At 46.9% G+C, this 26,199-nt stretch carries 17 protein-coding genes, 1 tRNA gene, 2 pseudogenes and 2 CRISPR repeat arrays; of the genes and pseudogenes, 12 read left to right on the top strand and 8 right to left on the bottom strand.

The window, feature by feature from the left end:
- Window positions 1-43: 43 nt before the first annotated feature.
- From H3S83_RS09715 to H3S83_RS09700, 4 genes are all read right to left on the bottom strand, one after another.
- Window positions 44-2,509, bottom strand: coding sequence for a TonB-dependent receptor domain-containing protein (locus H3S83_RS09715; RefSeq protein ID WP_246741744.1), 2,466 nt, complete (start codon window positions 2,507-2,509; stop codon window positions 44-46).
- Between the two features lie 914 nt (window positions 2,510-3,423).
- A complete protein-coding gene (locus tag H3S83_RS09710) occupies window positions 3,424-3,822 on the bottom strand; it encodes a cupin domain-containing protein (protein WP_198239557.1) in 399 nt (132 codons plus the stop codon).
- Window positions 3,753-4,079 (bottom strand): hypothetical protein, encoded by a 327-nt coding sequence (locus H3S83_RS09705; protein ID WP_198239556.1) that lies wholly within the window; start codon window positions 4,077-4,079, stop codon window positions 3,753-3,755. Before H3S83_RS09705 ends, H3S83_RS09710 begins: the two co-directional genes overlap by 70 nt.
- Before the next feature lie 119 nt (window positions 4,080-4,198).
- Complete coding sequence (locus tag H3S83_RS09700) at window positions 4,199-5,248, bottom strand: NAD(P)-dependent alcohol dehydrogenase (protein ID WP_198233762.1); 1,050 nt, start codon at window positions 5,246-5,248, stop codon at window positions 4,199-4,201.
- Window positions 5,249-5,721: 473 nt separating this feature from the next.
- Between H3S83_RS09700 and H3S83_RS09695 the strand changes: the two genes are divergently transcribed.
- The gene (locus H3S83_RS09695) at window positions 5,722-6,588 is read left to right on the top strand and encodes an NAD(P)-dependent oxidoreductase (protein WP_198239555.1); all 867 of its coding nucleotides are present in this window, start codon (window positions 5,722-5,724) and stop codon (window positions 6,586-6,588) included.
- A gap of 104 nt (window positions 6,589-6,692) precedes the next feature.
- Here H3S83_RS09695 and H3S83_RS09690 read toward each other — a convergent pair whose 3' ends face one another.
- Together H3S83_RS09690 and H3S83_RS09685 are read right to left on the bottom strand one after the other, a co-directional pair.
- The gene (locus H3S83_RS09690; protein ID WP_198239554.1) at window positions 6,693-6,881 is read right to left on the bottom strand and encodes a hypothetical protein; all 189 of its coding nucleotides are present in this window, start codon (window positions 6,879-6,881) and stop codon (window positions 6,693-6,695) included.
- 23 nt (window positions 6,882-6,904) lie between these two features.
- The gene (locus H3S83_RS09685) at window positions 6,905-7,921 is read right to left on the bottom strand and encodes a LacI family DNA-binding transcriptional regulator (RefSeq protein WP_198239553.1); all 1,017 of its coding nucleotides are present in this window, start codon (window positions 7,919-7,921) and stop codon (window positions 6,905-6,907) included.
- Between the two features lie 168 nt (window positions 7,922-8,089).
- Between H3S83_RS09685 and ptsP the strand changes: the two genes are divergently transcribed.
- From ptsP to H3S83_RS09665, 4 genes are all read left to right on the top strand, one after another.
- Window positions 8,090-10,591, top strand: a complete 2,502-nt coding sequence (ptsP, locus tag H3S83_RS09680; protein ID WP_370541351.1) for a phosphoenolpyruvate--protein phosphotransferase — start codon at window positions 8,090-8,092, stop codon at window positions 10,589-10,591.
- Window positions 10,588-11,520, top strand: coding sequence for a 1-phosphofructokinase (pfkB, locus tag H3S83_RS09675; protein ID WP_198239551.1), 933 nt, complete (start codon window positions 10,588-10,590; stop codon window positions 11,518-11,520). Before ptsP ends, pfkB begins: the two co-directional genes overlap by 4 nt.
- 27 nt (window positions 11,521-11,547) lie before the next feature.
- On the top strand, window positions 11,548-13,305 hold the full coding sequence (locus H3S83_RS09670; RefSeq protein WP_198239550.1) for a PTS fructose transporter subunit IIC: 1,758 nt from the start codon (window positions 11,548-11,550) through the stop codon (window positions 13,303-13,305).
- A 599-nt stretch (window positions 13,306-13,904) separates the two neighbouring features.
- Complete coding sequence (locus H3S83_RS09665; RefSeq protein ID WP_198239549.1) at window positions 13,905-14,786, top strand: HAD family hydrolase; 882 nt, start codon at window positions 13,905-13,907, stop codon at window positions 14,784-14,786.
- A 297-nt stretch (window positions 14,787-15,083) separates the two neighbouring features.
- Here H3S83_RS09665 and H3S83_RS09660 read toward each other — a convergent pair whose 3' ends face one another.
- On the bottom strand, window positions 15,084-16,574 hold the full coding sequence (locus tag H3S83_RS09660) for a histidine-type phosphatase (RefSeq protein ID WP_198239548.1): 1,491 nt from the start codon (window positions 16,572-16,574) through the stop codon (window positions 15,084-15,086).
- A 512-nt stretch (window positions 16,575-17,086) separates the two neighbouring features.
- Between H3S83_RS09660 and cas9 the strand changes: the two genes are divergently transcribed.
- From cas9 to cas2, 4 genes and pseudogenes are all read left to right on the top strand, one after another.
- A complete protein-coding gene (gene cas9, locus H3S83_RS09655; RefSeq protein ID WP_210327923.1) occupies window positions 17,087-20,401 on the top strand; it encodes a type II CRISPR RNA-guided endonuclease Cas9 in 3,315 nt (1,104 codons plus the stop codon).
- 165 nt (window positions 20,402-20,566) lie between these two features.
- Window positions 20,567-20,998, top strand: a pseudogene (locus H3S83_RS09650) (CRISPR-associated endonuclease Cas1); the annotation flags it as partial.
- A 53-nt stretch (window positions 20,999-21,051) separates the two neighbouring features.
- Entirely contained in the window at window positions 21,052-21,177 is a 126-nt protein-coding gene (locus H3S83_RS11600) for a CRISPR-associated endonuclease Cas1 (protein WP_370541350.1), read from the top strand.
- A gap of 323 nt (window positions 21,178-21,500) precedes the next feature.
- Window positions 21,501-21,782: pseudogene (cas2, locus tag H3S83_RS09645) on the top strand (CRISPR-associated endonuclease Cas2); the annotation flags it as partial.
- A gap of 71 nt (window positions 21,783-21,853) precedes the next feature.
- A CRISPR array of direct repeats spans window positions 21,854-22,353; the repeat unit is 36 nt; unit sequence GTTGTAACAGATTAGAAAATGCGGTCAAGCCGCAAC.
- Window positions 22,354-22,535: 182 nt separating this feature from the next.
- Here the strand turns inward: cas2 and H3S83_RS09640 are convergent.
- A tRNA-Ser gene (locus tag H3S83_RS09640) sits at window positions 22,536-22,625 on the bottom strand.
- Window positions 22,626-23,143: 518 nt separating this feature from the next.
- Here H3S83_RS09640 and rplU point away from each other — a divergent pair.
- The 3 genes from rplU (at window position 23,144) to H3S83_RS09625 (ending at window position 24,637) form a co-directional block, all read left to right on the top strand.
- Window positions 23,144-23,629, top strand: a complete 486-nt coding sequence (rplU, locus tag H3S83_RS09635; RefSeq protein ID WP_075868983.1) for a 50S ribosomal protein L21 — start codon at window positions 23,144-23,146, stop codon at window positions 23,627-23,629.
- Window positions 23,630-23,651: 22 nt separating this feature from the next.
- A complete protein-coding gene (gene rpmA, locus H3S83_RS09630; protein WP_075868982.1) occupies window positions 23,652-23,921 on the top strand; it encodes a 50S ribosomal protein L27 in 270 nt (89 codons plus the stop codon).
- Between the two features lie 116 nt (window positions 23,922-24,037).
- On the top strand, window positions 24,038-24,637 hold the full coding sequence (locus H3S83_RS09625; RefSeq protein WP_246741743.1) for a GNAT family N-acetyltransferase: 600 nt from the start codon (window positions 24,038-24,040) through the stop codon (window positions 24,635-24,637).
- Window positions 24,638-25,255: 618 nt separating this feature from the next.
- A CRISPR array of direct repeats spans window positions 25,256-26,152; the repeat unit is 36 nt; unit sequence GTTGTAACAGATTAGAAAATGCGGTCAAGCCGCAAC.
- Between the last annotated feature and the right edge of the window lie 47 nt (window positions 26,153-26,199).

The following is a 26,199-nucleotide window of genomic DNA, read 5'->3' as shown; positions in this document are numbered from 1 at the left end:
TGATCCTGTCCTTCAAGAGTTCATCACTCTGTTCATCCGGGCTTTAAAATTGCGAGTTCATGCTCAACCAGAGGCGTCGGCCTTCCACCACATCATTGAACTGGTCAACACCCACACGCTTGTCAAACAGGTTGTAGATTGCGGCATTCAGTTTGACATTTTCGGAAAAAGCGTAAGAACCGCCAATATCGAAGGTGACATAATCATCATATTCACGGCCGACAATTTTGCCGTCTTTGTAAACCGCCTTACCGGCACTACCAGTTCTAAAACCCGCATTGGTTTCCTTGCCGTGATAGGTTGCAGCCGCAAAACTTTCGAGCTTTTCAATCGGTGTTTGCCATTCGGCACGCAGATTGGCCATGTGTTTTGGCGTTCTTGCCAAAGGCAGCCCCTCATAATCGCCGCTCTTTTGTTCGGAATGGGTGTAGGTATAGTTGGAACGGATAGTCAAAACATCAATCGGTTTCCATGAACCGGTAAGCTCCACCCCTTGCATCACAGCATCGTCGATATTGAGGTTTTCATAAAGCACATAATTCGGGTCAACCGACCATTCAACCGGATTGCCATTGCTATCCAGAACCTGCCGGTTGGTGATTTTGTCTTTGAAATCGGTGTAGAAATAGGTTGCCCCCAATTCGAGATTATCAAGATTGTCCCAAATGGCAGAAAATTCATAAGAGGTACTTTTTTCCGCTTCCAGATTGTCGGCACCGACAATCACACCGCAGCGGTTGCGCCCTTTCGGGGGATTGCGCCCGTAAAAGCAATTACCACCTCCGGTTGTATAAGCATATCCGGGTGCAATTTCACGAATTTCCGGTGCTTTGAAGCCGGTTGAAACACCGCCTTTGAAAACCAGATTGTCGGTGGCATGCCAAACAGCATAACCGCGCGGGCTCCAATGTTCGCCATAAATCTGGTGGTGGTCCATACGCACCCCGCCGGTTAGCGAGAATGTATCTGTGAGCCACCATTCATCTTCGGCAAAACCGGCCCATTGTTCGATGGTAAATTCTTCATCAAGTCCGGTGCGCATACCGGGGTTCTGGTCGGTCAATGCCCCTCGGTTGAATTGCCCGCCGGTTACCAATGTGTGGCGGCCAAAAATGTCGAACGGGGTGGTAAATTTGCCATCGACAACGGTGTTTCGTATTTCCGGCGAACGCAAATTGGCAACATAATCGTGGGTCGGGCTGTCCCATGTGTAATTGGTGCGGCTTGCGGTTTCCTGCAACACGGAAAAATCGGCGGTGGTAAAGCCGTAACGGCCGGTATAGCCGACAACCCAATGGTCACGATCATTCTTGTTATAGGTGTCAACAGGTGCGCGGCTGATATTTTCGGTTCGCTCGATATTGTGGCCCACCGAACTATAGCGGCGCAATCTCGTGTGACCGGCTTCAAAGGTGAGGTCATTGTTTTCGTCCGGTGTTACGGTAACCTTGCCGGTAATGTCGATTTCCTTTTTCTTCGGCGTACCGGAAATAATATCATCTTCCTCGCGTCCCAAACCTCTTCCCCAAAGCTGCATTCCCACAACATCGGGCGCCACAGGGCCGCCGACATAATAGCTTCCTTGAGCGGTATTGCCGAATTTGCTGTACTGGTTTGCCGTACCGTCAATGGTAAAGGAACCGGTCCATTTGTGCGGCACTTTGCGGGTGATAATATTGATAACACCACCCATTGCATCCGAACCGTAAAGCGACGACATCGGCCCGCGCACAACTTCAATCCGTTCGATTGCGGCAGCCGGCGGAATGAAACTCTGCTCGAAACCGGAATTGCCATTGGTGCGTGCTTCACGCGTGCTCTGACGTTTGCCGTCAACCAGAATAAGCGTATAGGCACCGGGAAGCCCGCGAATGAAGATATCCTGTTCGGCCGCTGTCCCCGTCACAGCAACACCTTGAACATTCCTCAAGGCATCGGTCAAATCACGGAACGACCCTTTTTCGATTTCCTCGCGCGGGATCACCGAAATACTGGCCGGTGCATCTTTCACATTCTGCTCGAAGCCGGTCGCACTCACCACCACTTGGCGTAACATTGTACCTTCATCGGCAAGTGGAGCGGGATTATCAGCCGAAGCAGCGGAATTCGAAGCGGCTTCTCCGGTTTCAGTTGCCGCCTTTTCCCCCGTCGCGTTTTGCTTTTTCTTCGCAAGAGAGGGTTTGCTCTGTTTGCCATTTTTGGCAATTTTGACCTCGTTATTGACGGTCTCGGCAAAGGCTGCGCCATCAAAAAATAGGCTCGTTGAAAAAAAACTGCTGCAAGCAAGTGCAACCAACATTTTTCGGCTTGCGTTGAAACCTTTTGCCCCCGAGAGGCTTTCACCCGCACTGAATTCTTTCCCCCGACCGCTTTCGTTTTCCGCTCTGAAGCTTTGGGCAGCCATGTTTTGGTGGCTTTTCAAAATTTTCTTTTCCGTCATCACATTCTGACAAGCCGAAAATCCCTGATCGTCTGAAAAATGTTCTCCTTCACCGTACCCGATCGACATACGCAATCCCTCGAATTTTAAAGTTGATAAAAAAGGTATAGATTGAGAAACAGTTAAAAAAATATTTAAACCTAATGTCAACACTCAAGTTTTAGAATAGTTCAAAATTTCAGTAAAACGTGTTGAATAATAATCACTTAGAAACGAAAAAAAATAAATCGTTAAAGCACAGAACACAACTTCCGGCATGTGGAAAGTTTTTCATTTATCGTACTACTATTTATTTATATGGGTGAAATAAAATATATTTTCGAATCGCTAAGGGAACGATCGTTATATTTTTGATCAGACACGAAATTCACTCGACAGAATAACTGTTATCTTGTTGAAATATTATGAACGACAATGAGGAAAAATAAAAAAAGGCGAGAAAATCGGAGATAAATTTAAAGAAAGTCCATGAAAAGAGCCGAAGAATTTAAATCTCTATAATCCGGCATTAAACCGGCATGATCCGTTCTTTCCCGTTCTTGTCAGCCAAAATCAGGGCTTTGCTTGCCGCAAGTTTGCAAACGAACACTTGATTCAATCGGTTACGATTTGGCTTTTAAAAAACAGGCGGGCAGAACAGAAAAATATGAAGCGGCTTTTCAAAGTTTGAATTTCCAAAAAAATCCAATTTCCAAAAAGCCCGAATTTTTAAAAAAAACGGTTTTAAAAAACTGCTTTGGTTTTATGCACGCCCGCCGAAGGCAGTAGGCCCTCGATGGGTGATTTTCATTTCTGGCAAGAAACTTTGTAACAGTTTCCAAGGAAAACAAGAAACTTTGTCACACTTTTCAAGGAAACCTGCGTCATTTACCCCAAAGGAGTCTATTCAAGCGTCGTGCCGGTCTTTTTAGCATTTTATAATTTCAGCATTTTATGAAATGCAGAAGTGTGATGAAGTACAAGGTTTTGGAATTCAGCTTTCTTTATTTTCCTTTATATTGCTCATCGGTCACTTCTTCCATCCAGTCGGCACTTTTGCCATCCACTGTTTCCTGTATGGCATAATGTGACATTGCGGTGTCGGGGCAAGCACCATGCCAATGTTTTTCACCCGCTTCAAACCAGACAATATCACCGGCAAAAACTTCCTTCACTTCTCCATTTTCGCGGCCGATAAACCCGCGCCCGAATGTGATAATCAGAGCCTGCCCCTTCGGGTGCGTGTGCCAATGCGTGCGTGCTCCGGGCTCGAAGGTGACATGACCGGCAAGAAGGTTTGACCCATGATGCGGGTCGATTGCCGGATCAAGTCTCACCCGACCGGTAAAAAATTCTTCCGGAACTTTGCCGGAAGGGCGGCTGCCACTTCTTTTAATTTCCATTGTTTTTCTTCCCTGAAATGTGGTTGGTTATGAATTCCGGCTTTGCTTTGGAATGGCTGTTTCAGCGCGCTGCCAACAAAAACATTTTCCCAAACATTCTTCCAAACGTTCTTTGAAAGCGCATGAATATTATTGGTTGAAAGCGCATGAACAGTACCCGCAAAAACACTTTTCCAAACAGTCTTTGAAAGCGCATGAACATGATTGGTTGAAAGAGCAGGGGCTTTGCCGGTTAGCGCTTTTGCTCGCTCGGTCAAGCCAAGCGCCAACAAGTTTTGTTGTGAAAAGGGGCTTGTCATGAGCAGGGCTTGTTGTGCGCCCCGCTTTCGAGTTTAAAACCTTTTTCCGGAATGAAGGCTCCCGGACAATAAGGTTTTCAGAATGAGGCCATGTCGATGACAAAGCGGTATTTCACATCGCTTTTGAGCATGCGTTCATAAGCCTTGTCGATTTCCTGAGCTTTGATGAGCTCGATATCGGCGGTAATGTTGTGTTTGCCACAAAAATCCAGCATTTCCTGTGTTTCGGCAATGCCGCCAATGCACGAACCGGCAAACGAACGACGTGCCATAATGAGGTTGAAAACGCCAACCGGCAAAGGTTCGGCCGGTGCACCGACCTGCACCAATGTGCCATTGACTTTAAGAAGGTCGAGATAAGCGTCGATATTGTGCTTGGCCGCAATGGTGTCGATAATCAAATCAAGCGTTTTTGCAGCTTTTGCGAGGTTCTCGCTGTCGCGTGTCAAAACCACATGATGGGCACCAAGACGACGCGCATCGGCTTCTTTGGAAGGCGAGGTGGTAAGCATCGTCACATCGGCCCCCATAGCGTGGGCAAGTTTCACCGCCATATGGCCCAAACCGCCAAGACCCGCAACACCCACTTTCATTCCTTTTCCCGCTTTCCAGTGGCGCAAGGGCGAATAGGTGGTAATGCCTGCGCAAAGGAGCGGTGCTGCTCCTGCAAGATCAAGATTTTCCGGTACCGACAAAACAAAATTGTCGTTCACCACAATGCGTTTGGAATAGCCGCCGAACGTATAACGGTCTTTTCCGGTCTCAGGGTCTGGGCTGTTATAGGTAAGGGTGTTGCCTTTTTCGCAATATTGTTCAAGTCCGGCGCGACAGCAATCGCACGTTCCGCAGGAATTGACCATGCAGCCCACACCCACCGTGTCGCCTTCTTTGAAACGGGTTACTTTTTTGCCCACGCGGCGCACCTTACCGACAATTTCATGACCTGGCACACAAGGATAAAGTGTGCCCGCCCAGTCACTGCGCGCGGTGTGAAGGTCGGAGTGGCAAACGCCGCAATAGCGAATTTCAATGTCCACATCATGGTCAAGCGGGTCACGCCGCTCGAATGTGAAAGGATGGAATGTCTTATCAGGGCCGTCAACGGCAAATGCATCACATGTAAACATATAGGAAATGTCCTTTGAATAGTTGTTTTACTATCGGTTTTGCTTCATTTTTGCTTTGTTATTTTCCGGTTTTTGCTATCGTTTTTTACGTCTCCGGTTTTTTAAAAAGCTCAAGCGGCGGTATTTCATCCGAAATTGAAATCATCCGGTTTCATCCTCTTTCCTTGCACAAGCAATCATTCGCCTTTTCTAGCGGTTTTAAAAACGCAATTCTTGTTTAAAAAATTCCGCTCTTTTTAAAAAATCCGGTTTCCCCAAGAAAATGACGGTCAAGAATGAAACGGTTTAACCGCAAATAGAAAGCGTCAATTCTATTTCCGGTTGTTTCGGGTTCAATTCTTTTTCCTGTTAATAACAACTATATTCTTCAAGACGATTTTGATAAGCTCTATCAAGATCATTGGGCTTATGAATTTTTTTCATAAAAGCCGACAAGTAGAAAACAATCGAGCGGCAAAACAGAAAGTGGAAAAATGGCAAAAGTGGCTTTTATCGGTTTAGGTGTAATGGGTTACCCTATGGCAGGGCATTTGAAAAAAGCCGGCCATGATGTGACGGTTTATAACCGCACGGCAAAAAAGGCGGAAAAATGGGTAGAGGAGTTTCACGGCAAAAAAGCCGATACACCGGCAGAAGCGGCAAAGGGGCAGGATATTGTTTTTGCCTGTGTCGGCAATGACAATGACATAAGAGAAGTCACAACCGGCAAAAATGGCGCATTCAAGACAATGGTAAGGGGAAGCGTTTTTGTCGACCATACGACAGATTCGGCAAAGGTTGCCCGCGAGCTTGAAGGGGAAGCGGAAAAATGCGGTATCGGTTTTATCGACGCGCCGGTTTCGGGTGGTCAGGCCGGTGCCGAGAACGGCAAACTCACCATTATGTGCGGTGGTGAGAAGGACATATTCGAAAAAATTGCCGATGTTATGAAAGCCTATGGCATTTCGGTAAAGCGGCTGGGAAAAAGCGGTAGCGGGCAATTGTGCAAAATGGTCAACCAGATTTGCCTTGCCGGTGCTGTTCAGGGGCTTGCCGAAGGGCTTGCTTTCGGTAAAAAAGCCGGTCTTGATATGAACGAGGTTCTTGATGTCATTTCCAAGGGGGCGGCCGGTTCATGGCAAATGTCGAACCGCGGCACAACGATGGTTGAAGGCAAATTCGATTTCGGCTTTGCTGTTGACTGGATGAGAAAAGATCTCGGCATCTGCCTTGATGAAGCGCGCTCTAACGGCGCGGTTTTGCCGGTCACTGCTTTGATCGACCAATTTTATGCCGATATTCAGGCAGAAAATGGCGGCCGGCTTGATACATCAAGCCTGATCAAGCGGCTCCCGCAATAATCTTGATACATCAAGCCTTATCAAGCGGCTCCCGCAATAGTCTCGTGACAGTCATTCATCTGCTGCAATTGGCTGCGAGGCATTCCGGTGAATGCGCTGCGCTTTCATTGCCGGTCAACTAACAAGCCGCCTGCTTTGCCTGAACCATTCTTGCAAGCGGCGGCTTTATTCGCCGTTTGAACCCGCGCGGCAAAATCGGCCGGTTCAACACCCATGCGTATTTCATTGAAAGCGTGGGTCGAAGAGAAGAATCCGGGGCGTGAACCCAATTCCGGAAGCTCCAAATGTGCCAAAACAAGAACGTTCCTGCCTTATTTCATTGAGTGGTGGTGCGGGCTTTCAAGGTTGAACCGCGAACAATCAATTTGCTTTTCAAAACGGTTTGCAGCACCGGTTTTAGCGGGTTTTCAAGCCTTTCCATCAAACAATGATAGGCTTCGCGGGCAATGTCGCCAACCGGCTGGGCAATGGTGGTAATGCCGTTAAAAACAAGGTCCATCCACGGTTCGTCATCAAAGGCGGCAAAAGCCAGTTGATCGGGCACAACAATACCGGCTTTTTTTAAAAATGCCGCCGCTTTTAAAGCGAGACCCCCATTGGTGACAATGAGCGCATCGCTATCGGGATTTTTTGCAAGCGCATTTTTTAAAGATTTCGCCAAATTATCTTTTCCGTGTTTTACGGCTACACTTTCACCTGAAAGGTGAAGCGCCCTGATTGCGTCATCAAAGCCTTTTTGCCGTTCAAAACCGGTCCGGCTATCCGCTCCGTAAAGGCAAAGAATGTGTTTTCTGCCGTTTTCGTAAAGGTGTTGCACAAGTTTCTTGGCGGCAGCATGATTATCGATCAGCACGGAATCATAAATCATTTCATCGGGCGTGCGATCAACAAGAACAAGCGGGCGTTGGAGTTTTGCCGGCTTTTCTTTGCGGCTTGTTATGTGTTTGCCGCTTGTTAAAAGTGTGGGAGAAAGAATGATACCGGCAACATTTTCTTCCTCCATCAAGTCGAGATAGGCCTTTTCCTGCTCGAAATTTTCATCCGTATTGCATAAGATCACATGCTGGTTTTTCGTTTTTGCTATGTCGTCAATCGCGCGGGCAAAGCGGGTAAAAAACGGGTTTCTGATGTCGGCAATGATAAGGCCTATCATATCATTGCTATGCCCGCGCAAACGGCGGGCGGCAAGGTTCGGCCGGTAACCGGTGGCAAGGATTGCCTTTTCCACTTTGCTTTTCAATTCATGGCTCACAACTTTGCCGGAAACAGCACGCGAAACGGTGGCAACCGAAACACCGGCAAGTTTTGCAACATCCTTAATTGTGGCAGCCATTCGATTTTTCTTTCTTTCTTGGTGCCTGAACACGATAAATAGGCGTTTTTTCCTTGAAAACGTTTCCAGAATTTGCTGTAAAATTATATGACAGAATTAAACAGTTGCTTGATATTTTTCAAGAAAACGTTTTCAATTCATTTTGAAAAAGCCCGAGGGAGGAAACCCGTGGCAGCAGCATCTGAAAAGACAGCAATTCTTTCCGAAAATGCAATTTTGTTGAATGCGGATTTTCCCGACAAGGAGTCGGCCATTCTTGCCGCAGCTCAACTTCTTGTTGATGAAGGCGCAATTGAACCGGCTTATGGAAAAAGCATGTTGGCGCGTGAAAAAGTTGCCAATACGTGGCTTGGTTCGGGCGTTGTCATTCCCCATGGCATGGTGGAAGACCGCAACCTCGTCAATCGTGATGCGATTTCGGTTATTCAGGTTCCAAACGGGGTGGACTGGCAAAATGGCGAAAAGGCAAAACTGATTTTTGCTATCGCCGCCAATTCCGATGGCCATATCGAAATTTTAAAAAGATTGACCCGCCTTCTTAGTCATCCCGATGCGCTGCAAAAACTTGAAACGACGGGCGACAAATCGGTCATTATGGCAGCCCTTGTCGAAAATGACGATGCACCAGAAAGTGAGGCCGCCGATCTTCGAGTGACCAAAGAATGGGTTCTTGATTATCCGTCGGGTCTTCATGCGCGTCCGGCGTCGATCTGGGTGGAATTTGCCAAAAAAAGCGGGCAGAAAATTCTCGTCCGTAATGGCAATAGTCAGGCCGATATGACAAGCCTTGCCGGCCTCTTGCAACTGGGCGGGAAAAATGGTGACACGCTCGTTTTTTCAACCGATGCGGAAAATGGTGAACAGCTTCTGGGTGAAGCGGTTTTAATGGCAAGAAAAATCACGTTAAGCGAGCGGGAAGCGGCCGAAAAAGCGGAAGTGAAACCGAAGAAAATCTATGGCTTCCGGCCACCATCAGGAAAAGCGGGAATTGACGGCCTCTCGGCAAGCCCCGGTCTTTCTGTCGGTACAATTTTCATTCTCGAAAACGGGGCAGGCGAAGTTGAAGATAAGCCCGACAAACTTTCTGAAGATGCCGCACGGCTTGAAAACGCTTTGGGGCGCACCAAAGACAAGATGAAAGCGATTGTTGATGATGTAACCCGTCGCATCGGCGCGTCGGATGCTGCCATTTTCAAGGCACAGGCCACCCTTCTTGATGATGACAATCTTATCTCTTCTGCCTGCCATTTAATGGCGGAAGGCCATGGCGTGGCATGGAGCTGGAACAAGGCGGTCGAAGAGGCGGCCAGTGCCCTTCAACATATGGATAATCCTTTGCTTGCCGCCCGCGCGGTGGATTTGCGCGATGTTGGCGGGCGTGTTCTTGCCGAAATCGACCCGCTTTATGCCAAAGGCTCGTTCGAGAATATTGGTGAAGGGGCAATTATTGTTGCGGAAGATTTAACACCTTCTGATACGGCCAATCTGAACCCTGAAAAAGTCCACGGTCTTATCACCGCATCGGGCGGGCCAACCTCCCACACCGCCATTCTTGCGCGCACTTTGGGGATTCCTGCGCTGGTTGCAGCGGGAAACAAGGTTTTTGAAGCAAAGAATGGCGAAAGCGCGATTGTCGACGGCTATAACGGCATTTTATATCTTTCGCCCACGAAAGAAGATGTCGAGGCCGCACAAAAGCAAATCGTCAAATTGGCAGAAGAGCGTGAAAAAGAAGTTGCCGAACGGGCCAAGCCCGCAAAAACCACCGACGGCCATGTGATCGACATTGCCGCCAATATCAACCGCCCCGATCAGGTTGCCTTTGCATTGGATGAAGGGGGTGAAGGTGTGGGGCTGATGCGCACGGAATTTTTGTTTCTGGAAAGCACCGAAACGCCCGACGAGGAGACGCAATATAAGGTCTATCGCGATATGCTTTCGGCATTAAATGGCAAATCGCTCATTATCAGGGCGCTCGACATTGGTGGCGATAAACAGGTTGCCCATCTTGATTTACCGAAAGAAGATAATCCGTTTTTGGGGGTGAGAGGCGCGCGACTCCTATTGCGCAGAAAAGACCTGCTGGTGCCGCAATTGCGCGCAATTTATCGCGCCGCCAAAGAAGGCGGGGATCCGTGGATTATGTTTCCGATGATTATGTCGGTCACCGAAATTAGAGAGTTGAAAACGCTTGCCGAAGAAATCCGCAAAGATCTTGCCGCACCGGTGTTGAAAATCGGCATTATGATCGAAGTTCCGGCTGCCGCCATTATGGCCGATATTTTTGCCCCCCATGTCGATTTCTTTTCAATCGGCACCAATGATCTCACCCAATATACCATGGCGGTTGACCGGCAAAATCCCGACCTTGCGGCCGAAGCCGACAGCCTTGACCCTGCGGTTTTGCGGATGGTGGAAAGAACGGTTGCAGGGGCAGAAAAAGCAGGCAAATGGGTGGGGGTTTGCGGCGGTATTGCCGGTGACCCGTTCGGCGCGATGCTGCTTTCCGGCCTTGGTGTCAACGAATTGTCGATGACCCCGCGTGATATTGCAACGGTCAAGGCAAGGCTCAGGGCAAAAAGCCTTGCCGATATGCGCAAGCTTGCCAACAAGGCTTTGCAATGTGAAACCGCCGAAGAGGTTCGTTCTCTTGACGAGGCCAAGTCATGAAAATTGCAACACTCACCGTCAATCCGGCAATTGATGAAACAATCCATTTGAAAAAACTTGAACGCGGGCATGTCCACCGTGCCGAAGAGGCACGTTTCAATGCGGGCGGCAAGGGGATTAATGTGGCAGCCTGCCTTGCCGATTTTTCTGTTAAAACGGCGGTCACAGGGTTTCTCGGAAGCGCCAATAGCCGACTTTTTGAAGAGCTCTTTCAAAGCCATCATATCGAAGACCGCTTTATCCGCTATGAGGGGGAAACGCGCACCAATATCAAAATCGTTGACGAGGGCGAAACCACCGACATCAATTTGCAAGGGGTCAGCCCGACGGTGGAAGAAATCGCAAAATTGCAAAATATTGTCGATGATTTTATTGCCGAAGGCGCGCTTATTGTCATGAGTGGCAGCCTTCCCCCGAAAATGGATCCGCGTTTTTATAGAAACGAGGTTGAAAGGGCAGGAAAAGGCGCAAAAATCATTGTCGATTGCAGCGGAAAAGCGCTTCAGGAATTGTTGAAAGCGGAAAAACTTCCCCTTGCTATCAAACCCAATATTGACGAGCTTTCGGCCTTTTCAGGTCAAAAGCTTGAAAATGAAGGAGAGGTTTTAAACATTGCCCGTTCTTTGATTGACCGTGGAATGGCACTTGTTGCCGTCTCTATGGGCGAAAAAGGCGGGCTTTTTGTTTCGCGTGAAGGGGCAATCCACGCGCAATATTTGCTTTCGGGCGTCAAAAGCACAGTCGGGGCGGGCGATGCCATGGTTGCAGGCATTGCAAAAAGCATTTCCGACAATGCAAATCTTGAAGATATTGCACGCCTTGGTACAGCCTTTGCGGTTGGCAAACTTCAAAAATTCGGACCGGCTTTGCCGGAAAAGACGATAATCGAAAATTTGGCTCAAAAGGTAGAATGTCGGCGGGTCGGTTGATCGCCGCATTTGAACGAGGAGAAGAACATGACTTTGATAGCCTTGATAGATGGTGCAGGCGGTGGTGTGCATAGTTTGCTTGCTCGCGAAGTTCTTCAAAAAGCCGCAAGCGAAAGGGGCGTACTTTTAAGCCTTGAAATCGTCGAGACCGGAACCTTGCCTCGCATTCCCAAAGATGCCGGTGCCGACAGTTTGCTGCTTGTCAGCAACAATCATGATTGGCAAAGCGATCATGTGAAAAGCTTCAAAGGGCAATTGCAAAGGGTCACGTTTGAAGAGCTTCTCAAAAACCCTTCTGCTATTGTTTTCGGGGGTTCAAGCGAAAATCCGGCAAAAAACGGGACAGAAAAAACAGCCGGTTCCGATGAATTTCGTCAGGATTTGAATGGCGCCAATCGCAGTCTTAAGATTGTCGGGGTGACATCCTGCCCGACCGGCATTGCCCACACATTCATGGCGGCCGAGGGGCTTACAGAAGCGGCCAAAGCTTTGGGTCATGAAATCAGGGTTGAAACGCAAGGGTCGGTTGGTGCCGGCACACCTTTGACGTCAGCCGAAATAGCCGCAGCCGATCTTGTCATTATTGCCGCCGATCGTGAAGTTGACCGCACCCGTTTTGCCGGAAAACGCGTTTATTCCTGCCCGACAAAACCGGCCATCAATAATGGCGAAGCTTTGATACAGAAAGCCATTGAAAGTGCTGAAGTGCAAAAGCAGAAAGCGGTTCAGGACGGGGAAAGTGCTGAAATGAGCGAAACTGCCGGCGGTGTCTATAAGCATTTGATGACCGGTGTTTCTTTCATGCTTCCCTTTGTTGTTGCGGGCGGGCTTTTGATTGCATTGTCCTTTGCCATTGGCGGCGTCGGTGTCACCAGTCAGGAAGGCACATTTGCCAATGTGCTTTTTGTCATCGGCTCCAAAGGCGGATTTGCGCTGATGGTGCCGGCACTTGCGGGCTTTATCGCCTATTCGATCGCCGACCGGCCGGGCATTGCACCGGGGATGATCGGCGGGTTATTGTCGCAAAATATCGGCGCCGGTTTTATTGGCGGCATTTTTGCCGGTTTCATTGCCGGTTATTCGGTTCGCCTTGCCATCAAATGGATCAAATTGCCCAAAAGCTTGCAAGGCTTGATGCCGGTTCTGGTCTTGCCACTCATTGCCACATTGATAACCGGCCTGTTGATGATGTTTGCCATCGGAACGCCGGTCGCGGCACTTCTTAATTTCCTCACCGAATGGCTCAAAGGCCTGCAAGGCACCAATGCCTATCTCCTTGGCGCCATTATTGGCGGCATGATGGCGGTTGATATGGGCGGGCCGGTCAATAAGGCAGCCTATGCAACTTCGGTTGCACTCATTTCATCCGGCGTTTACGGGCCGATTGCCGCAACTATGATTGCCGGTATGACTCCGCCCATGGCCTTGGCACTTGCCGCATGGATTTTCCCCAACCGCTTTACAACCGATGAACGTTCCTCGAAAGTATCAACCTTCATTCTGGGGCTTGCTTTCATCAGCGAAGGGTCCATTCCTTTTGCCGCACGCGACCCGTTCCGCGTCATCCCCGCGCTTGTTGTGGGGTCTGCTGTTGCCGGTTCCATTGCTATGGGGCTCGGCACGGGCCTGCGCGCTCCCCATGGCGGCATATTCCTTGCCTTTATTCCGGGTGTCGTTATCAATTATATCGGCTATTTTGCAGCCCTTATTATTGGTACCATTGTCACCACAATTGTGCTCGGGCTTTTGAAACAACCGCTTGTTGCGGCAGAAAAAAAGGCCTGAACCGCACACTTTCCTTTCCGCCATAGGATTTTATGGCGGAAAATGTTTTCATGCGGAAAGCGGTTTCATGCGGAAAGTGATAGATTAAAACGAGCTTTTCAAAATGAAGTGAGTTTTAAAAAATTTTTCTTGGAGCGCGAGGCCACAAAACCGGAACAGCTTTGTTGGGAAAAAACGCCTCGCCGGTGCGACGCTCATTGCCCTTGCCCCCTTTAAACTTGCTTTCAATTGGCCACAATGAAATCTGGCATTTCGGCGCTAATCAAGTAGAACAGCTTATCAGAAAAAAGTTTTAAAACTTTCATTTAGTAAGTCAAAAACACGCGCTCCCCCCAATTCATTTTGTTTTTTAAAAATGGGACGCGAAAGTTTGCGACCGGCATTGAAAATATCCGGTCTTTATCTTGAGCGGTGACAACGCTGTTGATTTTATAATCTTGAATTGTGGAAACGCTGTTCGATAAAGACGTGCAATAAATCCATTGCCTTTACTTGCTTTTTTTCCGGTGAGAGATTTTATTAATTGGCGCGCACCGTGGCGGGCTTTTGAAAAAGCTCTCGAAACGCTAGCCATAAAGGCAATCTGAAAGGCAAAATTGATGACAAATAGCAAACCGGAAATGGCAATCGCCTATGACTTTGATGGCACATTGGCCGACGGTAACATGCAGGAAGCGCAGTTTTTGCCCAATATCGGTATGAAACCGAAAGACTTCTGGAAAGAGGTCAATCAACTGGCAAAGGAAAATCAGGGCGATAATGTGCTCATCTATATGAGCCGGATGCTCCGCAAAGCTGATGCCGCCGAAGTTCCGGTACGGCGTGAAGATTTCAAGAAACTGGGCGAAGCAGTCAAATTGTTCAATGGCGTGGAAAGCTGGTTTCAACGCATCAACATTTACGGAAAATCAAAAGGTGTGGATGTCAAACATTACCTGCTTTCTTCAGGGAATTATGAAATTATTGCCGGAACAGCGATCGCAAAAGAGTTTACTGAAATTTACGCATCCAAATTCTTGTTCGACGCAAATGGTGTTGCTTTTTCTCCAGCCTTGGCCGTCAATTACACAACCAAAACACAATATCTTTTTCGCATCAACAAAGGCGCGTTCGATCTGAGCGACGATGTCAAGGTCAATCAATATGTGAACAAGGCAGACCGTCCCGTACCCTTTGAAAATATGGTCTATATTGGCGACGGAACAACAGATGTTCCCTGTTTTCGCCTTGTCAAAGATCAGGGCGGGCTTTCTATTGCGGTTTATAAAGCCAATAAAAATGGCGCACACGAAACGGCATTGAAATATATTGATGATGGCCGTGTCCAATGTGTTTTACCGGCAAATTATTCGGAAGGAAGCAAGCTTGAAGAAGTGATCAAGGCAAATATTGATGTTGTTGCTGCACGCTCTGCCCTTAAAAATCTGCTCTATCATAAAAAACAGCCGCGAAAAGCCCGTGCAAAAAAGAGCGATCAATAGTTCGGAATTTTCAAGAACCCGCAATTCTGCCAACCCCGCCAATTTTGAAAGCGGGAAACGTTAGTCAGAACAATCCAATCTTTTTGATTGGGGGGCAAAATCTTTCCGGAAAAACCACTGGAAAATTGCACTGCAAAAGTCTTTCAAACACTGTCAACTGTTTTGCGATTGTTTGTAGCTTGCCTGATTTTCAAGAACTCGCAACCAAAATGACCGTGAGCAAAATCCGCTTCTTTTTGCCAAACGTGCAATGACTCTTTAAAAAAATTGTAAAACCATCTTCAAACCAATAAAGCCTCATTTGAATAGCGGAAGATTATCGGGAATATTGTCAAGTTTATCGCGATAGAGGCTCACAAAAGTTTCAAGATCACAAAGACTTCCAAGTTCAACATCGTTAGTTTTCGCGCTTTCGTTTTTGTCCATTGGTTGAGCGCTCTCCTGTTTTTCCGGTGCTTTAACACCCCTTGCTTTTTCCGGCGTTTTATCCCCTTTCTCGTCCCTTCTGCGGTTTTCGTCTTTTCCGGATAAACTGCATTCCGGATTGGTATAAATTTCGCGGGCAATCGGGTTTTTCTCTGAAAGCGGCGTTAAAAACCGCCATTCATCAAGTGTTCGCGCAGCAAATGACAATTGCACGGCCAAGCGGCCGGTTTTGTTATTTTTATAACGCTTGAATATCAGCATACCACCGGGGGGAATATCATCTGCCGGATAGGAAGCAAGTTTCCAATGAAAATCCAATATGGTTTTGATTTGTGAAATATTGGTGTCATGGCCGACAAATATAACAAGGGGGGCGGCAAGTTCTGGAAAGTTCTGTTCGGTGCCCGACGTTTTATCGGCAAGGAGGCTCTCGGTTATTTCATGCATTAAAATATTGCCGCCGGTTCTTGCAATTTCCATTGTATTGTCGAGAAGATCATATTTTGCCGCATGGAGGCTCATGAGCTTCAACACATCGCCCGCATTTTTTACGTGTCCGAATGCCACGTCTTGAAGGGGTAATCCCTCACTATATTGCAAGCGGATTGTTTCCGAAATTGCACTGGCAGAAGAGACAGGGCCGGTCAATTTGTATTTTCCGGATTTTGTTTTTTTGAAACCCCATTGTTCATCCAAAAATTGGCAGTCTTTCGGGTTTTTGCCACACACGGTTTGGCGCAACCACTCCACATCATCGGCATATTTTTGTGCGGCTTTTTCAGGCGAACCGCCCATAGCTTTCATCACTTCATTGTCAACCTTTTTCGGGTCCGGTCGCGCTAACCCCATTTCCACAGATTGAAAAAGCGGGTCTTTTTTTTGAAGCGGCAAATGGCTTGGCGTTATACCGCATCCGGCAAACATGCCGTCGGTTAAAGCTTGCGCTGTTGCAACAGTTCGCTCGATCGGGCTTGCCCAAATGAAGACTTCATTTTTTTTCGGGCAAGGGGCGGAGAGTGCAAGGCCTTCGCTTTTCCAGTGTTGCAACATATAGCGGGATTGGTCAACAATTCCCGCATAGCCATGACCGCTCAAATTGCCGTCGGGAACTAACCATTGCGGCCAATTCCGGCCGGTTGCTTTATCGAGTTTTGCGGTGTCGTTTTGCGGGCGCACGCCATGGCGCATTAAAACCACTACCTTGTCCAATGTGTAATCGGAAAAATCGTCACCGGCTATCGCCTCCGGTTTTGATATAGACAAACTCAATAACAGAACGACAATGAAAAACAGCATCAAACAATATATTTTGGCCCGCAAAAAACGGATTGTCGCAATAGACATGTCGGTTGAATTTTTCATGTGCTAATCGCCTTCAAGCTCCGGCTTTAAAAAATTGTCGTTCCACTCGAAAGAATGTCGTTAATTTCACAACTAATCATTACGCGTTTTTTTGACAGGAAAAACGCAAAAACAAGCCGGATATTTCCCAACGGTTGCGTCAGTTAAAATCAAAAACGCATTATGCTTTTAAAAAATCGCATCTTTTTTCTTTTCCACCATGCACAAATTTCGCTGCCACCAAGCACAAAGTGGCCGGAATGATGACAAGTCCGCTAAATAAATAATACGTAAACAACCACGAAACCCGTGCGAGGATAAATCCGAGAAAATAAATGAAAGTACAATAAAAAACAGCTCCCGCAGGAGCTGTCTTATTTGGTGCATATCTAGCTTGTTAACAGCCAGACCGCATTTTCTAATCTGTGAACATTAAATTATATGAAAATAACCAGTTGTCAATAGTTTTTTATTCTTGCTTATTTTTTCCTCTTGTTTAAATTTTTCAACGATTTTGCGTGAGGGGAGCAGTTATGACTGCAGAAAATTATTCCAATGTTCGTTTTTCTTTCGATATTGGCACCAATTCTATCGGCTGGGCGGTTTTTCAATTAAATAACAAGCAGGAAGCGGTAAAAATTCTCAATGCCGGTGCACGTATTTTCAGCGACGGTCGGGATCCGCAAAGTGGTGACCCGTTAGCGGTAAGGCGGCGTAACGTTCGTTCGGCTTCCCGCATGCGCGACCGCTATCTCCGTCGCAGGAAAAGAACATTGGATAAATTGATAGGCTATGGTCTTCTGCCTGAAGATAAAGCCGCACGTGATAAAATACTTCTTGAAACAAATGACAAATCCTCCGGTTCTACAGATAAAAAGACCGACCCCTATTCGTTAAGAGCGCGAGCACTTGAAGAAAAATTGCCCTTGGCTTATGTGGCGCGTGCACTTTTCCATATCGGGCAAAGGCGCGGCTTCAAATCCAACCGTAAAGCCGACCGTAAAAGCAATGAAAAAGGCAAAATTGCTGTCGGTATTGAAGAATTGTCAGGCTTGATGCACCAAAGCCACGCACCGACTTTGGGCGCTTATCTTGCCAAACGGCGGGATGAGGGGCATGTTGTGCGCCTTCGCGCCAATTCCGAAGCGTTAACGGATAAGGCTTACGCCTTTTATCCCGAACGTTCCATGCTTGAAGACGAGTTCCGCAAAATCTGGCAAGCGCAGGCAGAATATTATCCCGATGTTTTAACAAAAGAGCGGGAAGAAGAATTGTTCCATGTCATGTTCTTCCAGCGCCCGCTTAAAGAACAGAAGGTGGGCTTGTGCACTTTGGTTGAAGGCGAAACAAGGCTTGCCAAAGACGACCCGCTTTTTCAACAATTCCGCCTTTATAAAGAAATCAATGAATTGGCGATTGTCCTTCCCGATCTGTCGCAACGCAAATTGACCATGGAAGAGCGCGACACGCTCATCACATTGATGCGTCCGGCCAAAACAAAAACATTTGCGGCACTTCGCAAAGCGTTGAAAATTCCGACAGGCGGGCGTTTCAATAAAGAAACCGAAAATCGAAAACAGTTAACCGGCGACGAAGTCTATTCGGTCTTTTCAAAACCGGAGCTTTTCGGGGGTGATTGGGCCAAATTTTCAATAAAGCAACAGTGCGAAGTTATTGACCAACTCAATAATGAAGAAAATCCCGATAAACTCGAAGAATGGTTGAAGGGCAAATTCCCGAAACTGTCGGATGAACAGCGGGCTGAAATCATCAATGCCAATCTGCCTGACGGTTATGGGCGTTTTGGCATTACAGCAACATCCAGAATTCTGGAACAAATGAAGAAGGATGTGATTAGCGAAGCCGAAGCGGCCGATCGTAGCGGTTTCGATCATTCATTGGCAAATCGCAATTGGAAGGGATTGGACGAGTTGCCACGCTATCAGGAGGTTCTGGAACGCCATATTGTTCCGGGAACCGGCGACAAGAATGATATTTATGACATTTATAAGGGCAGGCTCACCAATCCCACAGTTCATATCGGGCTCAATCAGCTTCGTCGCCTCACCAACCGGCTCATCAAGGCTTATGGCAAGCCGTGGCAAATTGTGGTTGAACTTGCACGCGATCTACCCTTGTCGCAAGAGCAAAAACGTAAAGTTAATAAAACGATCAAGAATAACACTGATGCGGCTATAAAACGTTCCGAAAAGCTTGAGGAAATTGGCAAAAGAGACAATGGTTATAACCGGCTATTACTGAAACTTTGGGAAGAACTCGGGGATGACCCGAACGATAGAAAGTCCATCTATTCAGGAACACGGATAACCGAGCCGATGCTGTTTTCCGGCGAAGTGGAAATCGATCATATCTTGCCTTTTTCACGCACGCTTGATGATAGTAACGCCAATAAAATTCTCTGTTTGCGCGAAGAAAACAGAGTGAAACGCAATCGCGCACCGGATGAAGTGTCAGAATGGCAAGGCCGTTATGACGAACTTATCGAGCGGGCTAAAAAATTGCCAAAAAACAAGCAATGGCGTTTTACACGCGGTGCAATGAAGAAAGCCGAAGAAAATCGGGACTTTCTCGCCCGTCAATTGACCGATACCCAATATCTGGCAAAGCTTGCCCGCGAATATTTTGATAGCCTTTATCCGGGGGAAGAGGCGAACGAGGATGGCGAGTTCAAAAAAGTTCAACATGTATGGGCAATTCCCGGCAAACTCACAGAACTTCTTCGTCGCAATTGGGGGTTAAATTCTCTGCTTGCAGCTGAAGGTGATGAAAACGCAAATCATCCTAAAAACCGTAAGGATCACCGCCATCATGCCATTGATGCCATGGTGATCGGCGTCACAACGCGCTCGCTTTTAAAACGTATTGCAACGGCTGCCGGAAGGTTCGAGGGCGAAGATTTCGAGAATTTTGTCAAAAAGGCAGTTTCCGAAATTTTGCCGTGGGAGAATTTCAGGAACGACGCGAAAGACGTTGTCGACAAAATCATCATCAGCCATAAGCAGGATCATGGCACAATAAGCCGTGCCGGTTACGCTCAAGGCAAGGGTAAAACCGCCGGACAATTGCATGATGCAACAGCTTTAGGCTTAACCGGTGAAACGGACGACGAGGGCAAAAAAATTGTTGTCACGAGAGAGAATTTCTTGTCGCTTGAAAGTACAGATATTCCAAAAATTCGTGACAAGAATTTACGAGCCGAGCTTGATAGTGCAGCGAAACAGAGTTTGCCGCCAGATTTCGGTAAAATGACGAAAGCGCAGAAAAAGAAAGAATTTCAGAAAGTGCTAGTTAGTTTCGCGCGTGACCATAAGCTTTATAAGGGTATCCGCCATGTCAGAGTACTTGATTCACTTCATGTCATTGAAATAAAAGACAAAAATGGAAAAGCTTATAAAGCTTATAAGGGTAATTCAAACTATCGCTATGATGTTTGGGAAACATTGGATGGCAAATGGAATAGCGAAGTTATTTCAACGTTTGACGCGCACCAACCAAAATGGAGTTCGCAATTCCATAAAAATAACCCGACAGCACGAAAGGTGTTGAGCCTGCAACAAAATGATATGGTCGCTTATAATGATCCGGAAAAAGGACATGTGATTGCCCGCATTGTCAAATTCGGTCAAAACGGCCAGATATTTTTTGCTCCCCATAATGAAGCGGATGTATCGGGTAGGGATTCAGACAAAAATGACCCCTTTAAATTGACCTCCAGAAAAGCATCAGGGTTGAAAAAAATGCAATTCCGGCAAATTCGTGTGGATGAAATGGGGCGCGTTTTCGACCCCGGTGCGCAGGACAGAGAGTCCAAACAGGCAAGGTCATAGGAAATTAACCCTGTTTATAAAAAACTGTTGAGAACATGCCGTTTTGCGGCATGCTCTTTTCATGGAAAGAATAGTTGACATACCTGCTGATGGCTTACACCTTGCCATAAAAAGCACCTTGCCATAAAAAGAGGTTTTTTAACCATTTCCGGTCGAGAAGCGGAAGTGGGGCGGGTTGCGCTTGATGATATTGGAGCCTTAATTACTCATTCTTATGGTTTGAGCTCAACAAATCACGTCTTTATCGAATTGTCCGAACGCTCTATTCCAATCGTTTTATGTGGAAATAACCACCGTCCGGTTGCTATCGTTTGGCCGGTAGAAGGCCATTCTGTTCAAGCTGTGCGGATGAAAGCGCAGGCTTCGGCACCAAAGCCGATACAAAAACAGATTTGGGCAGAAATCGTTCGTTGTAAAATCAGGCTACAAGGCGCGGTGCTCAAAGCTTGTGGCAAAGAGGGTGCGGCTTTTGTCTCCATTGCCCGTCAGGTGCGTAGCGGTGACCCGGAAAATAAGGAAGCACAGGCCGCCCGCAAATATTGGAAAGCATTATTCGGAACCGCCTTCAAGCGTGACATAGCACAAGGAGGTGTCAACAGCCTTTTAAATTATGGTTACATCGTTCTACGTGCACTTGTTTCACGCGCCATTTGTGCGGTCATCCAACATTGGGCGTTTTTCATTCACATCGTGCCAATGCCTTCGCGCTTGCTGATGATTTGATGGAACCTTATCGTCCTTTTGTTGATCGCCTGGTCTTCCGCCTGCTTAGTTAAAGGAAAAACAAAAGTTGATGCCGAGGTAAAAACTTATCTTGCTTCACTTTCAACACTTGATTTGAAAAGTCATGTGGGAACGTCGCCTGTCAGCCAGCAAGTTCAATACTTTGTACATTCGGTTGCGGAAAGTTTTGAAACGGGAAAGGTCAAGTTGGCTTTACCCGATGAACGTTCAATTTTTTCTTTGGAAAACGATCCGGTCCAAATTGATGACGCATGGGGAGAAAATGACAATTATGACAGCCTATCTTGAGCGTGCAACATCGGGTCCTAAACATTTAAGCGGGTATCGATTAATGTGGATATGAGTTACTTTCGACTTACCGGTAGAGACAAGAAAACAGCGCCACGACGCAACGAAATTCAGACAATTTTTGTTGGATATTGGCTTCGAGATGAGCCAGTTCTCGAATTATCTGCGTTTCTGTAATGGAAAAGAACAATTCGAATCTTATGTCAGGAAGATCGAATCCTCCTTGCCTGAACGAGGGAACATCTATATTTTCCAATTTACCGACAAGCAATATGAAAATATCGTAAGATTTTCCGATCAAGCACGTAGGAAACGTCAAAAAAATCCCGCCCAACTGGTGTTATTTTAATGAAAAACAGCATTTTTTTTAAAAAAAATATCCACTTAAACCTTATAAAACAAAGGGTTAAGTGGACATCGGTTGTAACAGATTAGAAAATGCGGTCAAGCCGCAACAAATTCGATCATGCCTTGCCGAGCAGATGAGTTGTAACAGATTAGAAAATGCGGTCAAGCCGCAACTAATCAGAGCTACGGCAATACAGTTGCCAGCCGTTGTAACAGATTAGAAAATGCGGTCAAGCCGCAACCATACGAAATCGTTTGAACGTAGAATTTGTGTTGTAACAGATTAGAAAATGCGGTCAAGCCGCAACCAAACGTACCATGCATAGAAAACGGGTGGGGTTGTAACAGATTAGAAAATGCGGTCAAGCCGCAACACTTTTGTCTGTAGATTTTTGTGGGCAAGCATTGTAACAGATTAGAAAATGCGGTCAAGCCGCAACACCAGCCACCCATGATGCCCAAAACAGTATGTTGTAACAGATTAGAAAATGCGGTCAAGCCGCAACACGGAACTTTAACGCTTACGCTTTCATCCGGTTATATCAGCCTATAAAATGCGATCAGGCTGCAAGCATGGTCAAGAAAGCCAATATTGCAGCCTGAACACAACAGATTAAAAAATGCGGTCAAGCCGCAACTAAAAGTGTCAATAAACTAACAGCTAATAGTCTATCAGATTGGAACAAGCGGTCAAGCGCGGCCATTCCGAACGGGCGCATAACTAAAGAAGTCGTTTCAAAGAAAAGCAAAATCATGGCGGAGAGGGAGGGATTTGAACCCCCGATAGAGTTGCCCCTATGCCGCATTTCGAGTGCGGTGCTTTCAACCACTCAGCCACCTCTCCATAAAAGGCGAACTTTGTTTGTTAAACAAACATCCGAGCGCGTTAGCGGCTAAATAGCTGGCAATTGGCTTTGACACAAGCCCCTTTTTTTAATTTTTGGAAAATTCCGCTCACCATTTCAACTTTGTTTTGTTCATTTTTGCGCGGGGCTCGGGCCGCGTTTTTTAAAACGCATCAGAGTTTTTCCAGTTCATTGCTGTTTGCCCGACAAAAAATTATTTGTTTTAGAGAGCTTCCGGTTTTTCGCCATGATTGCCGGTTAATTCACAAAAAGCTTTCCGGTTTTTTAAAGCTGGTCGATTGACAAGTGAAGAAAACTTCTGCATAAATCGGTGAAAGGCGTAGTGTGTCTACATTTATGTGAAAAAATGTATCTGCACTTGTTTAAAATTATGCCGGTCGGTTTTTAGGGCTGGCAAATTTTAAAAGACTGATAATTTTAACGACTGATAAAAAGACGGGCTGTCTCATCGCTTTGAAGTGTTGGACAAGATCCGGATGGAACGAAAGGGTAAAAAATGTTCGCAGTCATCAAGACGGGTGGTAAACAATACCGTGTTTCCCCCAGCCAACTTGTGAAAGTTGAAAAGGTCGCTGGCAATGCCGGCGATATTGTGGAGTTCAATCAGGTTCTCGTTGTTGGCGAAGGTGAAACAGCAACAATCGGAACTCCTGTGGTTGCCGATGCGTTGGTAACAGCAGAGGTTGTTGAACAGGCACGTGCACGCAAAGTTATTGCTTTCAAAAAGCGCCGTCGCCAGAATTCGAAGCGCATCCGTGGTCATCGTCAGGAATTCACCACAATTCGCATTTCCGAAATTCTTACAGGTGGTGCAAAGCCTTCCAAGGCTGCAACAAAGCCGGCTGAAAAAGCAGCAAAACCGGTAGCCGCCAAAGAGGCAGCACCAAAGGCTGAAAAACCGGCTGCAAAGAAAGCCAAAACAGAAACAACCGAAAAAAAAGCAGCGCCGAAAAAGGCAGCCGCTAAAAAGTCGGAAAAGTAAGAGAGATTAAAGGAGAACAACCATGGCACACAAAAAAGCTGGTGGTTCCTCGCGTAACGGTCGCGATTCAGAATCAAAACGCCTAGGCGTTAAAAAATTTGGTGGTGAAGCAGTTATTCCGGGTAACATCATTATCCGGCAACGCGGCACACAATGGCACCCTGGCGAAAATGTCGGCATGGGTAAAGACCATACATTATTTGCCCTTAAAGCGGGCAAAGTATCTTTCTGCGTCAAAGCGAATGACCGCTCCTATGTGTCGGTGATTCCGATGGCGGAGGCAGCAGAGTAAGCCGGAGCTCTTAAATAAAACCGGCGTCCCGTTGGACCCCGGTTAGCTTCCAAAGCAAATTAAAGGGAAAGATGGGACACCATCCTTCCCTTTTTCTATTGCTCCAGGAGGTAACTATGAGCACTGAATTATTAGAAGAAATAAGAAAGAGGCCGCCCAGAACCTTGGATTGCCCGGTTCTGGTAACTGAAAGGCTTGTTTTACGCGCACCCAATGTAGAAGACATGGACGCCATTGCCGATCTCGCCAACAACCGGAATGTATCTGCCATGCTTCAATCTGTGCCTTTTCCATTCACACGAAAACATGCAGCAGAATACATTCTTCGTTCGGTGGCGGGCGAGATGGGCTATTGCGCCTATGCCATTACCAAAGCCGAGGATGGCGCATTTATCGGCGCCTGTCATATCAAGGACCGCGAAGAGGGCGAAGGCTTGAGCATGCGTTACTGGATTGGCAAACCCTATTGGAATAAAGGCTATGCAACTGAAGCGGTTGGCAGCCTGATTGATGCCGCTTTCCGTGCAACCGATATTGATGCGCTCTATGTCTCGAATTTCGCAGCCAATAAAGCTTCCCGCCGCGTTATCGAAAAACAGGGCTTTGAATATATCGGAACATCCGAACAAAACTCGCTGGTTTCCGGTCTGGTTATCGCCGACAATTATGTCCTCGACCGCGAAAAATGGATCGGCCAGTTGAGCAAATGCGCCTGAGCAAGCCCGCTTCAATAATGAGGCCTGAAAAGCTCGTTTGAACTGGCAGGCCTCAAAAGCTTGGCTGAACAATCAGGCCTTTTATAAAAAAGGCCTGATGAGGCCGCTTCAATCGAGCCAATTGGATGAAACTGGCCGAGTGGGACAGGCGTGTTCGGCTTTAGCCACGCTAAAAAATTGGCAAAAGAAAAACGGATGTGCCAAACCGGTTTAACTCGCTGTCTTAAAGCCCGCTTTATCAAAGCGGACTTCTTGTTAAGTAGCACGACGCATTCACCAGTATATTATCAACCGAAAGCTTTCCTAAAAAATCGAAAACCGTGGGGGCAAAATTGCTTGAGGTCTTTCAAAAAAAAAGCCCGAACATGCCGGCTTATCCTGTTTTAGGAAGATCGCAACTACCTTGCCCAAACGATGAAATTTCGATATTTTTTTGCCTTAAGGGACAAGCAAATTGATCGTGCGCTTATGTGAAAATCTTGTTAGATTTTTAGAGAAAACGTGGAAGACACGTCAAAAAAAATCGAAAATTACCGGTGTTATTTTAATGAAAAACAGCATTTTTTTTAAAAAAATGTCCACTTAAACCTTATAAAACAAAGGGTTAAGTGGACATCGGTTGTAACAGATTAGAAAATGCGGTCAAGCCGCAACACGTCCGACCAGTCCAAATCGTTCGTTGCGGTTGTAACAGATTAGAAAATGCGGTCAAGCCGCAACTATCTTTTCCTGACTTAGCAGCGGAGATGCTGTTGTAACAGATTAGAAAATGCGGTCAAGCCGCAACCCAACGCTACGTTAGTTTGTTGCTCGCTCAGTTGTAACAGATTAGAAAATGCGGTCAAGCCGCAACTCCAAAGTGGCGCGGCCATCCGCTCGCGTCGTTGTAACAGATTAGAAAATGCGGTCAAGCCGCAACTCATGAGCCGAAATCCGGCTGCCCAAAACAGTTGTAACAGATTAGAAAATGCGGTCAAGCCGCAACAATTTCTCCGGTTGGTTCCTCTGTATCAGGGTTGTAACAGATTAGAAAATGCGGTCAAGCCGCAACTATCTTTTCCTGACTTAGCAGCGGAGATGCTGTTGTAACAGATTAGAAAATGCGGTCAAGCCGCAACAGCGTCAAGGACACGCCACGCGACACTGTAGTCGTAACAGATTAGAAAATGCGGTCAAGCCGCAACCTGTTGCGGTAGCAGGCATCATTGGTTGGGGTTGTAACAGATTAGGAAATGCGGTCAAGCCGCAACCGGAATCTCGGCTGGCAAACATACGAATGCAGTTGTAACAGATTAGGAAATGCGGTCAAGCCGCAACTTCATGGCGAGTAATGCCGCACCACCCACGGTTGTAACAGATTAGAAAATGCGGTCAAGCCGCAACAAAATTGACTTAATGCCCGCTTTTCGCGGAGTTGTAACAGATTAGAAAATGCGGTCAAGCCGCAACATATCGCCAAAACTTGCGGTAGCACCGTCGGTTGTAACAGATTAGAAAATGCGGTCAAGCCGCAACTAAGTCAAAGCAAGTGCGATTATGCCGAGTGTTGTAACAGATTAGAA

Source organism: Bartonella sp. W8122 (genome assembly GCF_016102485.1).
Lineage (GTDB): Bacteria > Pseudomonadota > Alphaproteobacteria > Rhizobiales > Rhizobiaceae > Bartonella > Bartonella apihabitans.
Note: the sequence above shows the minus strand (reverse complement) of the source record. Positions and strands in the feature narration are given on the sequence as shown.